Genomic DNA, 12,401 nt, shown 5'->3' with positions numbered 1-12,401 from the left:
TCAGCATGGACAAACCCCAGAAGCCCACGGCCAGCCGGGCCAGGCCGTACACACTGACCGGTGGACGCACCCGGGCCCGCGTCGACATGCCCATCGAGGCTCCGGTCGAGGCACTGCTATCCGGCGCTGAGCTCGACTGCGCGCCCGGCGACATTCCCGCGGTCATCGTCAGGTTGTGCAGCGACAAGCCGTCGATCGCCGAGATCTCGGCCTACGCCGGGCTGCCCATCGGCGTAACCCGGGTACTGGTCGGCGATCTGGTGGACAGCGGCCACCTCCGTGTGCACGCCACCCTGACCGACCGTTCGACCGTTGCGGAACGGCGCCGATTGATCGAAAGGACCCTCAGTGGATTACGCGCAATCTGACTCCGGCACCACGGTGTCGTCGACGAAGATCGTGGTCGCGGGCGGCTTCGGCGTCGGCAAGACCACGTTCGTCGGCGCCGTGTCGGAGATCGTGCCGTTGCGCACCGAGGCTCTCGTCACCAACGCCTCGCAGGGCCACGACGACCTCGACGCCATTCCTGGCAAGGAAACCACCACGGTCGCCATGGATTTCGGCCGTATCACGATCGCCGACGATCTGGTGCTCTACCTGTTCGGCACGCCGGGTCAGCGGCGGTTCTGGTTCATGTGGGATGACCTGGTGCACGGCGCGATCGGCGCGGTGGTGCTCGTCGACACCCGCAGGCTCGAGGACAGCTTCGCGGCCGTCGACTTCTTCGAGGCCCGCAGCCTGCCCTTCCTGATCGCGGTCAACCAGTTCGAGGATTCCCCGACGCACTCCGTCGAGGAACTTCGCGAGGCACTGTCCGTGTCCCCCACCGTCCCGATCATCAATGTCGACGCCAGGCAACGTGAATCGGCCAAGAACGCGTTGATCGCGATCACCTCGTTTGCGCTGGATCGTCTGCCGACGACCGCGATCTGACCTACCCGAAAGTCTCACCGCCCAGAGGAACGCATCATGAACCACCAAGTACACCACTTCGACATGGGCCTCTGGCTGCTGTTCCTGGCGTACATCGTCTCGGTGACCGGCTCGGTCGTCGGGCTGGCCTGTACCCGTTGCGGCGCAACGGCAACCGACGGGCGCGACCGGCTGCGCTGGTTGCTCATGGCCTCGATCGCCATCGGCGGCGTCGGGATCTGGCTCATGCACTTCATCGCGATGCTCGGCTTCGCAATTCCCAACAGCATGGTTCGCTACCACCTCGGTTGGACGATCGCCTCGGCGGTGCTCGCGATCGCGGCCGTGTTCGTCGGATTGATCACGATCGGCCGGACCTTCGATCTGCGCCGGCTGCTGGCCGGCGGCGTGATCACCGGCCTGGCCGTCGCGGTCATGCACTACACCGGCATGTGGGCGGTGCAGATGCAGGGCACGATCTCCTACGACACCATACTGGTCGTCCTGTCCTTCGTGATCGCCGTCGTGGCGGCCACCGCGGCGCTGTGGTTCACCCAGGTGCTCGAGTCGCGCGGACTGCGGTTCGTCGCGGGCCTCGTCATGGGTGTGGCCGTCACCGGCATGCACTACACCGGAATGGCCGCGGTGCGGGTGAATGTGGACCACACGCTGCCGGTTCCCGGTGGCCCCGAGGTGTTCTCGTTCCTGTTCCCGGTCTTCGTGATCGGCCTTCTGGCCCTGGTCGTCCCGATCACCGCGGTGATGCTGTCCAGTGACAACAACGCCGAAGACGACGAACTCGAGTCCCGGGCCGTGGCCACGCCCGCCGGGCGGCATCGGTAACCACGGGCACCGGGTCCCGACCGCCGATCAGGCGGCCAGCAGATCGTCGATCTGGTTGATCGCCGAGGAGGCGCCCTCGACCACACCCATGTCCAGTACCTGCTGAAGCGCCTCGGCGGACGCGTAGGTGCTGACGTACACCGCGCGCGTGCCGCCGTCGTGCTCGGCGAAGGTGTAGACGTTCTTGGAGACCGGCATATCGGGGTTCGGGTTGAAATCCTCGTCGGCGAAACCGTCGTCGAAGGAGAAGCTCGTCGGCTCGTCGACGGCCGTGATCTCCCAGTACCCGGCGTACTTCTCGCCCTCCGGGCCGGTCATGAAGTATGTCACGCGACCGCCCGGGACCAGGCTGTGGTCGACCACCGTAGCCGGGAAAGTCGGTGGGCCCCACACCTTCTCCAGCTGACGCGGGTCGGCGTAGACCTGCCAGACGCGCGCCACCGGCGCGGCGAAATCGGCGGTGATGGTCAACGTGAGCCTGTCGAGATCGTGCTGAACGTCGGTAACCGGCATGATTCAGTCCTCCTTGTGATCGGATGCGATGAGTTCGTCGATGCGGGCGATGCGTCCACGCCAAACCTGTTCCAGCTCAGTCAACATGGACGCCACCGACCGCACTGCCTGCACGTCGCCGCTGGCCAGCTGCTCGCGACCAACGCGTCGCTTGGCCAGCAGACCGGCCCTTTCCAGCACGGCGACGTGCTTCTGTACCGCGGCGAAGCTCATGTCGTACTTCGCCGCGAGCACGGAGACCGAATGCTCCCCCGCCAGGACCCGACGCATGATGTCACGCCTGGTCCGGTCGGCGAGCGCGTGGAACAGGGCATCTGCCCGGTCCTCGTCGTCCTCGGTCACGAACCAAATGTACAACCGATTGGTTGTATGTTGTCAAGAGCCAAACGGCGTCAAGAGTCAATCGCGGCCTGCATGGCAGCACCGTCGAGGTAGGACTGCTTGCTCGTGACCAGACCCGACTCGACCGACACGACGTCCACCAGGTCGATCTCGACCGGGAAACCCGTGGGCGTGGTTCCGGTCATCGTCCACTCCGCCACCCAGTAGTCCTCTCCCACCCGCAGGGACACCGGTTCGAAGCGAAGGTCCGGCACGAGGGCGAAGACGCCGGCCGCGGCCTGTCGGATCGCATCCGGCCCCCGCGCCGGATCCTGACCCGCGTGCACGTGAAACACCGAGTCCGCGCTGTGCAAACGCGCGATGGCATCGGGATCATGAGCCGTCCACGCGGCGTGGTACCGCTCGAACAGGGCTCGGGTTGACTCGTTCACAAATCCTCCTCAGGTAGCGTTCGGTTCGGTATGGCGGAAAAAAGTCTCAGCGACCGGGCACAGCGTCGCCGGATGCGTACGGCGGGCCCGATCATGGACGCCGCCGAGCGGCTGTTCGCGGTGAAAGGCCTGACCCGGACGACTGTCGATGAAATCGCCACGGCGGCCGATGTTTCGGTCGGAACCGTGTACTTCCATTTCGAGTCGAAGGACGGGTTGTACCTTGCGCTCGTCGAGCGCGCACTCGATGTCAACGAGGAGTACATGGCCCGGGTCGACCGGGATAGCGGGCCGTTCGATCGGGTACTGCAATCCGGGGACTGCTACCTACGCTTCTTCCTCGACCACCCGGACAAGTTCAGGATCGTGGTACTGCGCGTGCTGGAACCATCCAGCGGCGGGACGCTCGAAGACGCCGAGCGGCGGATCGCGGCCCGCGTGCGGCGGATCGTCGGCAACGTCGAAGCCGACCTCGCCGAGGCGCGCGACGCCGGCCTGATCCGCGACGTCGACGTACCCACCACGATGCAATTCCTCTGGGGCGCCTGGAACGGCGTGATCGCGCTGGCCTTGCGCCAGGACGATCTCGCCCTCAGCTTCACCCAGCTTGAGCATTGCCTCGAACTCGGTCGCGGACTGGTTCGGGATGCCCTGCAGGCATGAAAGGTCGCCTCAGACCCTCGCCACGTGACTCCGGTACCAGCGCCTGCCGTGCCAGCGTTGGTAGTGCCAGGTTGCGCTCGCGAGCGCGCCGCGAGAATGCAGCCAGTACCGGTCCGGCGGTTCGAGTGACGGTGGTCGGCGCCCGATCTCGATCGCACCCAGGACGAGGCCTTCGCCCTCATCGGCCCGGCGTTCGGCGATGACCGTCCCGTTCGCATCGGCGATGAGCGTCGATCCCTCGAAATGACCTTCGTAGCCCACGGGCAACCACGGCATCGGGCACGTCAACTCTCCGGCATGCGCCGCGTGAAGCACCGGTGCACCAACATATTTCGCGAACGACGCCGCTGCGGTCCGAGCGGTCGCGCAGTTATCGCGTTCCCACCGGTCGAACAGGGCGCGCGGAGTCCACTGCGGAACCGACCACCACCCCGAGCCGGTCATGACGACGTCGACACGTGACCGCATCCGGCGAACCGTCTGCGTGCGCATCAACTCCCAGCAGACCGCGGCCCCGACGTGGTGGTCGCCGTTGGAAAACACCCCGTCGTCCTGGCCGCCGATGTAGAAAGCGTTCTCCCACATGGTCGGTAGATCCTTGTCGTGCCGCCCGACGACACCGTCCGGGCCGACGGCAAGGTATGCGTTGCGCACGTGCCCGTCGGCATCGCGACACAGGAACGAGCCACCGACCAGGGCCCGGTGTCGACGGGCCAGGGCGTGGAGCAACTCGGTGGCCACGCCGTCGGGCGGCAACGCCGAGTCTTTCAGCCCGTCGACGAACCCGATGCCCGTGGAGAAGAACTCGGGCAGCGCGATGATCCGCGCCCCCGCGCGGCCGGCCTCGTCGGCGAGCCGTTCGGTCGCCGCAAGGTTGGCGGCAACGTCTCCGACCACCGCTTCGAGTTGTATCGCCGCCACGAGGGTCCGCATGAACGATCACCATATCTGAACGCGACTTCAAAAACTGAGGAATCATGCAATACTTGGCCGATGAGTCGCGTCGATCAGCCGCTGACCCTGGCCTGTGGACAAACCCTGGCCAATCGGCTGATGAAAGCCGGGCTCAGTGAGCAGTTGAGCGACCGTGAACACGCTCCGACACCGCAGCTGGAACACCTCTACGACCGCTGGGGACGCAGCGGATGCGGATTGATCATCACCGGCAATGTGACGGTGGACCGGCATCACCTGGCCGAGCCACGCAATGTCGCCATCGAAGACGATCGCGATCACGATCAGCTGTGCCGTTGGGCAAGCGCCGCGAAGAGCGGCGGCACCCGCATCTGGGTGCAGCTCAATCACCCTGGGCGCCAGGCCAATCCACTTGCCGGGCGGACGCGGCCCGTCGCGCCCAGCGAAGTCCCGCTGGCCATTCCCGGTGCACCACGCCCGCGCGCGCTGACCGGTGACGAGATCGAGGCGATGGTGCGGCGCTTCGCGACCGCCGCCGCTGTCGTCAAGGACGCCGGGTTCGACGGTGTGCAGTTGCACGGCGCCCATGGCTATCTCGTCTCGCAGTTCCTGTCCCCGTTGGTCAACCGGCGCGACGACGAATGGGGTGGCGACCTCGAGCGCCGGATGCGCTTCCCGGTCGAGGTGCTACGAGCGGTACGCGCCGCGGTCGGCGACGCGTTTCCCGTGGCGATCAAGCTGAACTCGGCCGACTTTCAACGCGGCGGCTTCACCGAGGACGAATCCGAGCACGTCGTCGCGCGGCTGGCCGACGAGCAGATCGACCTGATCGAGATCAGCGGCGGCACATTCGAGCGGCCGGCGATGATGGGATCCACCGCGCGGCAGAGCACCCGCGAACGCGAGGCCTACTTCCTCACCTACGCCGAACGGGTTCGGTCGCATGCCGGCAACGTACCGCTCGCCGTCACCGGCGGCTTCCGGTCACGCAGTGCGATGGATCGAGCGCTCGCCGACGTTGCCTGCGACATCGTCGGCCTCGGACGCCCACTATGCGTCGACCCGGAAGCCGCGCGACGTCTGCTCGCCGACACCGGGCATTACGCCGCCGCCGGAACCCCACGTATCGCGGCTCGCGCATTGCTGGGCCGCGTCGTCGACCTGCACGCCGCCGACGCGCTGCTCGACGTGCAGTGGCACACCGACCAGATCCACCGCATCGCCAATGGCCTTGAGCCCAATCCGGCCCGACCGTGGTGGTTCACCCTCATGACCACGGTGCGGCGCAATGGCCTGGCCGCCATCCCCCGCCCGCGGCAACCTGTCAAAAGCCCCGAATGACATCGCCCGCTGTCATATATTGACCCGGCGTGTGTGCGCCGTCCCTGACATTCCTGTCACCGGCCGATGCGGACATCGCCGTGGGATATCAAGGGGGACATCCGTAATGGTGCACAGTTCACGCTGCCCGCAAGACGCCAGACGCATGCCGATGCGGTACGGGATGGCAGTCGTCGCGGTCGGAATCGGGATCGGCCTGGCCGGCGCGAGCGGTCAGGCCGTGGCGTGGGCGGCGCCCGGCGCCTCGGATTCCTCCGGCACCTCAGGTGGCTCCGTGTCCGGCCAGACCTCAGGGCAGACTTCGGGGTCGTCAACGGNAAAGGGAACCGCCCCCGGTTGGCGCCAAAACCCGCCGTTCCGGACTCGCCCGACCCCGGCCCTGACGCCGACGAGGCCACCCCGCCGGCCACCGAAACCCCGACCAGCCAATCTCCCGCCGAACCGCCCGCCTCGGCGTCGCCGCAGCCGGAAACGGCCACCGAGAGGCTGAGCAAGATCCTCCGCTCAGCCACGCACAATCCGGGATTGCGTGCCGGTGGCCCGCGATCCGTCAACCCCGAGCCCACACCGCGCGCCGAGGTGAAACGCCTTGCCGCACTGACCCCGTCGACGGTGATGGACTCCGCCCTGGCACCATCTCTGACGCCGGTGGCAGCGAAGCGGCCAACGCTGCCCGACCTCACCGAGATCGCGTCGGCCGCTCCCTCGATTCCGACGAAGACGATCACGCTGGTCGCCCCCAAGGCCGCGGCCGTCACGACCCCGACCACCACCACCGCTCCGAGCGAGCCCGAGCCGTTGTCGCCGATCGCGAAGATCGCGGCACTGCCCGGCCGCATCGTCAACTCGGTGCTGGAAGTACTCGACATCACCACCTCGGCCAACGGTCCGGACGGCCCGCTGAATTTCGCGCCGATCAACGACGCGTTGTTCGCCGCGTTCCGCGAGATCGAGGGTCGGCTGGGCCTGACCAAACCGCCCGCCATGCAAGAGGTTCCGCCGAAGCTGGTCTACGACGGACCCACCACCGGCAAGTCCCCGACGGTGTCCCAGTTCCTCAACGCCGCGACCGCGGCCTACGTCTTCGGCGGCACCCCGGGCGATCTGAAACCCTTTGTGGTCGACGGCAAGCAGATGGAATCGACGAACGTGCTGACCGGGATGTCCGCCAAGGCGTGGGTCACCCCCGAGGGCCAGATCATCATCGCCTACCAGGGCACTACCGGCGGCACGAACCTGCTCCACAATCCGCTGATCGCCGTCTCCCAGGTGATCACCGACATGCAGGTGATCTTCACCGACACCACGCCCCAGGCATTCACCGATGCCCTGGCGTTCCAGCAGGAGGTCGAGGCCGCGGCCGTCGCGCAGGGTTACCGCCGGGAGGACATCTTCCTCACCGGCCACTCGCTCGGCGGTTGGGAGGCGTCCTACGTCGCTCAACAAACCGGCCTGGGCGGCATCGCATTCGAGAGCCCCGGCCTCAACACGACGGTCCCGGGCAACGGCGCCAACTCCGGATTCGTCAACATCCTGACCTACGGCGACACCGCCGCGTACTTCTCCACCGACCTGCCCGGGCTGCAGCCGTTCATGCCGTACGTGCCCGGCGGCGGCAGCAAGCCGCACTACGGCTCGATCGTGATGATCGGCAATCCCGACGCCGCGATCCCCCTGATGAACTCGGCGGCGTTGTTGAGCACCGGCCCCATCGGAGCCGCCATCTTCGTCGTCGACATCGCGGTGAACTTCCTGCAGTACCACCTGCCCGGCATTCAGGCCTACCACCTGGGTGTCACCCCGGACCCCGGCGTGGTGCCGTGGCTGGGCTACCCGGCCGGACCGGTCAACGCCGACTACGCCGACATGACGATCCCCGAATTGCAGAAGGCGGCGTCGGACGCGGGGACGCTGATCAAGCCGTAGGGCTCGTCGCGCCTACGCTTGAGCGGACTCTCGCTGAATCTGTTCCGCGGCTTCTTCTTTGATCCGCTCGAACTGGGCGCCCATGGCCTCGGCCAGTGCGGTCGCGCCCGACAGTGGCCGCACCATCACCATGAAGTCGTCGATCTTGCCGTCGTCGTCGAGGTGCAGGAAGTCGCAGCCGGTGATCTTCTTGCCGTCCACGGTCGCCTCGAAGACCAGCGCATGATCGCGTCCCGAGGCGTCGGCGATCTCCCGGATGTACCGGAAGTCCTCGAAGACCCGCAGTACCGCCCGCAGGATCGCCGCGGTGATCGGCTTGCCCGGATACGGCTTGAACGCCACCGGACTGGTGAACACCACGTCATCGGCCAAGAGTGCTTCCATCGCGGCCGCGTCGCGGGCCTCCACTGCCTTCCGGAACGGATGCATGTCCACCTCCACTTTTTTCGACAGCGGCGATGCTAGGCGCGGCGCGATTCCATAGTCAACATTTTGATTATTAACTTCGCTGCTAACATCGGCGCATGGCGCTGCGCGACGCGATCCTGGCCACCCTCCTCGACGGCGAGGCATCGGGCTATGACCTGGCCAAAGGGTTCGACGCGTCGGTGGCGAACTTCTGGATGGCCACCCCCCAGCAGCTCTACCGTGAGCTGGACCGCATGGCGGCCGACGGGCTCATCACGGCCCGCCTCGTCGAACAGGATCGCCGGCCGAACAAGCGGCTGTACTCGCTGACCGATGACGGGCGGGCCGCCTTGCTCGAGTTCACCGCGATCCCACCGAAGCCCGGGGCGATCCGCGAAGACCTGCTGGTCCAGATCCAGGCGGTGGACTCCGGCAACGTCGAAGCGGTTCGCGCCGCCCTCGCCGAGCGGCTGGACTGGGCCACCGCAAAACTCGCCCGCTACCGGCGCGCGCAGGATCATCTGCTGGCCGGACGAACCGAAGAGGCATTTCTGGCCGAGGCCGACNCCCTCCTGGCCCCTGCTGGGGGGCATCCGGTTGGAGGAAGAGAACATCGATGGGGGGGGCCGTGCCCTCGCCGCCCTCGAGCGGCGCGCCACCCGCCGCTTCTCGGCATAGCGCCGGGCTGGCGCATGGCCGCGGCGGCAAGACGTTAATGTGCTTTCGTCGGCCACAGCGAACAAGCCGACAGAAACGTTAGGCACATTCATGACCGCAGCAGCAGACACGTCGACGCTCGAATCCCGGGTCGGCCACTACTACCAGATGGACGACACCTACCTGGTGGGCCGCGAAAAGATCCGCGAGTTCGCCCGCGCCGTGCAGGACTATCACCCCGCGCACTGGGATGTCGCCGCCGCACAAAAGCTCGGCTACTCCGGCCTGGTGGCGCCGCTGACGTTCACATCCGGCCCGGCCATGGCCTGCAACCAGCGCATGTTCGAGCAGGTGGTCGTCGGTTACGACATGTACCTGCAGACCGAGGAAGTGTTCGAGCAACACCGCCCGATCGTCGAGGGCGATGAGCTTCGCATCGATATCGAGCTGGCATCGGTCCGCCGGATCGCCGGCCGAGACCTGATCACGGTGACCAACACCTTCACCGATACCGCCGGTGAGGTGGTGCACACCCTGCACACGACCGTCGTCGGCGTGGGCGCCGAGGATGTCGACGCGGCCATCCGTCCGGCCGTGGCAGGCGTGATGATGCACGGCATCAACATGCTCGGTGCCGAAGACTCCGGTGCGCCATACGTGAAGACGCTGCGTCCCGAAGGCGACCTCCGGATCGCCCAGGCCGACGCCAGCCGCACGCTGGCGTCACCGTCCTTCGACGACGTCGCGGTCGGCGACGAGTTGCCGGTGCACCACACGCGACTGTCCCGCGGTGACCTGGTCAATTACGCGGGTGTGGCCGGCGACGCCAACCCCCTGCACTGGGACGAGAACATCGCCAAGCTCGCAGGCCAGCCCGACGTGCTCGCCCACGGAATGCTCACCATGGGCTTGGGCGCGTCGTTCGCCTCCGCCTGGTCGGGCGACCCCGGCGCCGTCACCCGCTACGCGGTGCGGCTGTCGCAGCCCGCCGTCGTGCCCGCCGAGGGGACGGACATCGAGTACAGCGGCCGGATCAAGTCGCTGGATCCGGAAACCCGCTCCGGTGTCGTCATCGTCGGCGCGAAGTCCGGCGGCCGGAAGATCTTCGGCCTGGCGACGCTGAACATGCGCTTCCGCTGATATCCGGCAGGCCGGGCATGCTCGGCTGAACCGCCGAGCGCATCAGCGCTTCTCGCGATTGGCCATCGCGATCACACCTTCGGTGATGAGCGTGAGGCCGTGCTCGAAGCCGGCGTCGAAGTCCCAATCGGCGGGCAACGCCGACTCCGGGCGCCGCGCCGGCTCCAGATCCGGGATGGGCCCGTGCAGCTGATAGCTCACCTGGCTGAGCGTGAACCCGACGAGCAGGAAGAACGTCCGCACGCTGTCGATCTCGCTCAGACCGGCGCGGCCCAGTGCGGCCACCGCCACCTGCATGGGCGCCAGCGCGGAAGCCGGTGCGACACCATCGATCTCGAGCAGGCGGGGCAGGGCCGGATTGCGCAGGCAAGTATCGCGCAACGCCGTGAAGCAGTGCCGCAACTGAGGCTGCCACTCGGCATGACCGCCATCGAAGTCCATGCCGCTGATCGCCTGATCTGCGATCGCGCGCAACAGGTCGCCCTTGTCGTCGAAGTGGTTGTAGATCGCCATCGGCGTCACGCCGAGCGCCTGCGCCAGGCCGCGCATGGTGAGCGCGTCGGCGCCCCGTTGATTGACCATCTCGAGGCCGACGGCGACGATCTTGTCGCGGGAAAGCCCGCGTGGCATGCGATTCGGCACCGCTGCTACACCGCGGCCACGGTGAGCGCGAGGAAGCTCAGTGCGGCCAGCACTGCGCGGGCCACGTGCGACATCTCCCACACGTTGCGCATGTGCCGCCAATCTGACTCACCGGCCGAGTGCGTCGCGAAGAACTTCCGGCCGGCCGCGGACACCTGCGTGCCCGCCAGCCAAGCGCGGTTCACCGGATGAGTGACGAACCAGTACGTCAGGTGCACCAGCACCATGAAGCCCAGGGCGGCCGCGGTCCACCCGAACCGAGGCGAATCGGCCGGGGTGATGGCCAGCAGCAGCGCGACCGAGATCAACGAACCGAGCTCGCCGACCAGGCCACCGATGGTGAACCCCGGGTAGTAGATCGCCTGCACGGACCGATACGTCGGCTCGTCCAACCGCACCTTGCCCGGATACTCCAGCGCGTGTGCCAGGGACAACCCGAACGTGACCGCGACCAGACACAGCGCGATCACAGAGAGCGGAGTCATGAGAACCTCCTAGATATACGCCGTATATATACAACGTACACCTCTCGGCGGTGTGTCGGCAGCTTCAGACGTTGGCCTTCAATGTCGCCAGCGCTTGGGCGCTCAGCTGCGCGAGGTCCTCGACCTGGCCCTCCTCGAGGGCAGCGGCGAAGAGCTCGGCCATCCGCCGGTTGGTCGCCAGCTCGATCTCGTCGTAGCGGTCCTTCTTGTCCGCACCGTCGGCGTACGGCTCAGGCCACCCGAACATCGCGGTGTACTGCGGCCCCTTGTTGAGCATGTGCGCCTCGACCGGGGCGATGCCGGAGATCGTGAGCGCATTGAAGTGCACACCGGCACGCAGTTCCCGGAGCACGAACATCACCTGGAACGCGCGTGCGGCCGCATCGTCGGCCAACGGCATCGCACGCCAGCCGGCGAACAGCGGCAACCCGGCTACCGGCGTCGCGGCGATCAGCTTCTCTCCCAGAGCAGCAATCCGATCGAGGCCCTGCGCGCCGGCGAGGTATTTGCGCCCGAAATCCGCCGCCTGCTCCCAATACAGTTGCGCCGCACCGGCGGCACCGCGCACTGCGACACCCTCGTCCCACATCGCCGCGAGCCCCGTCGGCTCGAACACGGCGAAGACCGCGCTGACCGTGGCGCCGGTGGCCTCACCCAATACCCCGCCGCGGCCGGCGACGTAGTGCGCCAACGGGTTCTGATACCCGGCCGCGACGCTCTGCCCGAAAGTCTCCGGGTGCAGCATGAATGTGGCCACCGCCTGCTCCATGGCCGCACCGGTGGCGGCAACGGCGCGTGTGGCTTCGGGATTGCTCATGGATCGGCTCCTACGGTCGGGTTACCTGGTTCATCGGGAAAGCTCCCACTGGCCGAAATCGGCTGCGAGAACATCATTTACGTCGACGTGGACGCCGTCGATCACGAACCCGGGATCGGATGCGGTGACGACCTCCCGCTGAAACAACACGGCCGCCGGCTCACGCTCGCCCCGTGACCACGCCTTGGTCTGCCAGGCCCAGCGGTAGCCGGGACTGGACGACGATCCGACGACGCCGTCGGCAATCGCCCAACCGCACTGCCTGCGGCCGCCGTAGATGCCGGTACGGGCCACCCCCAGCGCGGAGTTGATTCCCCGAAACCACTGCACCGCCAGTGTTTTCCATGTGGTGGCATCGATGTCCTC

Annotated in this window: 16 protein-coding genes and 1 pseudogene; 8 read left to right on the top strand and 9 right to left on the bottom strand. The window is 67.0% G+C overall.

What is annotated here, in order from left to right; all coding sequences use genetic code 11:
• Positions 1–5: 5 nt before the first annotated feature.
• Genes BN4332_RS23425 through BN4332_RS23415 form a run of 3 tightly spaced genes read left to right on the top strand, consistent with a single transcriptional unit; the run spans position 6 to position 1,755 of the window.
• Entirely contained in the window at positions 6–368 is a 363-nt protein-coding gene (locus BN4332_RS23425; RefSeq protein WP_066901889.1) for a DUF742 domain-containing protein, read from the top strand.
• Positions 349–933, top strand: a complete 585-nt coding sequence (locus BN4332_RS23420; protein ID WP_066901888.1) for a GTP-binding protein — start codon at positions 349–351, stop codon at positions 931–933. The genes BN4332_RS23425 and BN4332_RS23420 overlap by 20 nt, the downstream gene beginning before the upstream one ends.
• Positions 934–969: 36 nt before the next feature.
• On the top strand, positions 970–1,755 hold the full coding sequence (locus tag BN4332_RS23415; protein WP_066901887.1) for an MHYT domain-containing protein: 786 nt from the start codon (positions 970–972) through the stop codon (positions 1,753–1,755).
• 27 nt (positions 1,756–1,782) lie between these two features.
• Here BN4332_RS23415 and BN4332_RS23410 read toward each other — a convergent pair whose 3' ends face one another.
• The 3 genes from BN4332_RS23410 to BN4332_RS23400 are packed head-to-tail and all read right to left on the bottom strand — an operon-like array spanning position 1,783 to position 3,041.
• Positions 1,783–2,268 carry an SRPBCC family protein gene (locus BN4332_RS23410; RefSeq protein ID WP_066901886.1) on the bottom strand — a complete coding sequence of 162 codons (486 nt, stop codon included), beginning with the start codon at positions 2,266–2,268 and terminating at the stop codon, positions 1,783–1,785.
• Between the two features lie 3 nt (positions 2,269–2,271).
• Positions 2,272–2,610 (bottom strand): ArsR/SmtB family transcription factor, encoded by a 339-nt coding sequence (locus tag BN4332_RS23405; RefSeq protein WP_066901918.1) that lies wholly within the window; start codon positions 2,608–2,610, stop codon positions 2,272–2,274.
• A 50-nt stretch (positions 2,611–2,660) separates the two neighbouring features.
• Positions 2,661–3,041: a nuclear transport factor 2 family protein gene (locus tag BN4332_RS23400; RefSeq protein WP_066901885.1), complete on the bottom strand. Its 381-nt coding sequence runs from the start codon at positions 3,039–3,041 to the stop codon at positions 2,661–2,663.
• A gap of 93 nt (positions 3,042–3,134) precedes the next feature.
• On the opposite strand from BN4332_RS23400, the gene BN4332_RS23395 reads away from it, so the two are divergent.
• Positions 3,135–3,704, top strand: coding sequence for a TetR/AcrR family transcriptional regulator (locus BN4332_RS23395; protein WP_200820339.1), 570 nt, complete (start codon positions 3,135–3,137; stop codon positions 3,702–3,704).
• 9 nt (positions 3,705–3,713) lie between these two features.
• On the opposite strand, the gene BN4332_RS23390 is transcribed toward BN4332_RS23395, so the two are convergent.
• Positions 3,714–4,637 carry a carbon-nitrogen hydrolase family protein gene (locus BN4332_RS23390; RefSeq protein WP_066901883.1) on the bottom strand — a complete coding sequence of 308 codons (924 nt, stop codon included), beginning with the start codon at positions 4,635–4,637 and terminating at the stop codon, positions 3,714–3,716.
• Between the two features lie 60 nt (positions 4,638–4,697).
• Between BN4332_RS23390 and BN4332_RS23385 the strand changes: the two genes are divergently transcribed.
• Both BN4332_RS23385 and BN4332_RS23380 read left to right on the top strand, forming a co-directional pair.
• A complete protein-coding gene (locus BN4332_RS23385) occupies positions 4,698–5,960 on the top strand; it encodes an NADH:flavin oxidoreductase/NADH oxidase family protein (protein ID WP_066901882.1) in 1,263 nt (420 codons plus the stop codon).
• A gap of 336 nt (positions 5,961–6,296) precedes the next feature.
• Positions 6,297–7,886: a hypothetical protein gene (locus tag BN4332_RS23380; protein ID WP_066901881.1), complete on the top strand. Its 1,590-nt coding sequence runs from the start codon at positions 6,297–6,299 to the stop codon at positions 7,884–7,886.
• A 12-nt stretch (positions 7,887–7,898) separates the two neighbouring features.
• Here BN4332_RS23380 and BN4332_RS23375 read toward each other — a convergent pair whose 3' ends face one another.
• Positions 7,899–8,315 carry a nuclear transport factor 2 family protein gene (locus tag BN4332_RS23375; RefSeq protein ID WP_066901917.1) on the bottom strand — a complete coding sequence of 139 codons (417 nt, stop codon included), beginning with the start codon at positions 8,313–8,315 and terminating at the stop codon, positions 7,899–7,901.
• 95 nt (positions 8,316–8,410) lie between these two features.
• On the opposite strand from BN4332_RS23375, the pseudogene BN4332_RS23370 reads away from it, so the two are divergent.
• Both BN4332_RS23370 and BN4332_RS23365 read left to right on the top strand, forming a co-directional pair.
• Positions 8,411–8,972: pseudogene (locus tag BN4332_RS23370) on the top strand (PadR family transcriptional regulator).
• A 90-nt stretch (positions 8,973–9,062) separates the two neighbouring features.
• Positions 9,063–10,091: a fused (3R)-hydroxyacyl-ACP dehydratase subunits HadA/HadB gene (locus BN4332_RS23365; RefSeq protein WP_066901880.1), complete on the top strand. Its 1,029-nt coding sequence runs from the start codon at positions 9,063–9,065 to the stop codon at positions 10,089–10,091.
• Positions 10,092–10,133: 42 nt separating this feature from the next.
• On the opposite strand, the gene BN4332_RS23360 is transcribed toward BN4332_RS23365, so the two are convergent.
• The 4 genes from BN4332_RS23360 to BN4332_RS23345 all read right to left on the bottom strand — a co-directional run.
• Entirely contained in the window at positions 10,134–10,721 is a 588-nt protein-coding gene (locus tag BN4332_RS23360) for a TetR/AcrR family transcriptional regulator (protein WP_066901879.1), read from the bottom strand.
• A 17-nt stretch (positions 10,722–10,738) separates the two neighbouring features.
• A complete protein-coding gene (locus BN4332_RS23355; RefSeq protein ID WP_066901878.1) occupies positions 10,739–11,218 on the bottom strand; it encodes a DUF1772 domain-containing protein in 480 nt (159 codons plus the stop codon).
• A gap of 64 nt (positions 11,219–11,282) precedes the next feature.
• Positions 11,283–12,035, bottom strand: coding sequence for an SCO6745 family protein (locus BN4332_RS23350; RefSeq protein WP_066901877.1), 753 nt, complete (start codon positions 12,033–12,035; stop codon positions 11,283–11,285).
• A 30-nt stretch (positions 12,036–12,065) separates the two neighbouring features.
• The coding region (locus BN4332_RS23345; RefSeq protein WP_220096864.1) for a glycoside hydrolase domain-containing protein at positions 12,066–12,401 on the bottom strand (336 nt) is incomplete at its 5' end.

Source organism: Mycolicibacterium houstonense (assembly GCF_900078665.2).
Lineage (GTDB): Bacteria > Actinomycetota > Actinomycetes > Mycobacteriales > Mycobacteriaceae > Mycobacterium > Mycobacterium houstonense.
This window is presented reverse-complemented; position numbering and strand designations above follow the sequence as displayed.

Bases quoted from the DNA above. Each gene is read 5' to 3' on its own strand.
- BN4332_RS23425 (WP_066901889.1), top strand. From the start codon at position 6: ATGGACAAACCCCAGAAGCCCACGGCCAGCCGGGCCAGGCCGTACACA.
- BN4332_RS23415 (WP_066901887.1), top strand. From the start codon at position 970: ATGAACCACCAAGTACACCACTTCGACATGGGCCTCTGGCTGCTGTTC.
- BN4332_RS23410 (WP_066901886.1), bottom strand. From the start codon at position 2,268: ATGCCGGTTACCGACGTTCAGCACGATCTCGACAGGCTCACGTTGACC.
- BN4332_RS23395 (WP_200820339.1), top strand. From the start codon at position 3,135: ATGGACGCCGCCGAGCGGCTGTTCGCGGTGAAAGGCCTGACCCGGACG.
- BN4332_RS23390 (WP_066901883.1), bottom strand. From the start codon at position 4,637: ATGCGGACCCTCGTGGCGGCGATACAACTCGAAGCGGTGGTCGGAGAC.
- BN4332_RS23385 (WP_066901882.1), top strand. From the start codon at position 4,698: ATGAGTCGCGTCGATCAGCCGCTGACCCTGGCCTGTGGACAAACCCTG.
- BN4332_RS23375 (WP_066901917.1), bottom strand. From the start codon at position 8,315: ATGCATCCGTTCCGGAAGGCAGTGGAGGCCCGCGACGCGGCCGCGATG.
- BN4332_RS23365 (WP_066901880.1), top strand. From the start codon at position 9,063: ATGACCGCAGCAGCAGACACGTCGACGCTCGAATCCCGGGTCGGCCAC.
- BN4332_RS23360 (WP_066901879.1), bottom strand. From the start codon at position 10,721: ATGCCACGCGGGCTTTCCCGCGACAAGATCGTCGCCGTCGGCCTCGAG.
- BN4332_RS23355 (WP_066901878.1), bottom strand. From the start codon at position 11,218: ATGACTCCGCTCTCTGTGATCGCGCTGTGTCTGGTCGCGGTCACGTTC.
- BN4332_RS23350 (WP_066901877.1), bottom strand. From the start codon at position 12,035: ATGAGCAATCCCGAAGCCACACGCGCCGTTGCCGCCACCGGTGCGGCC.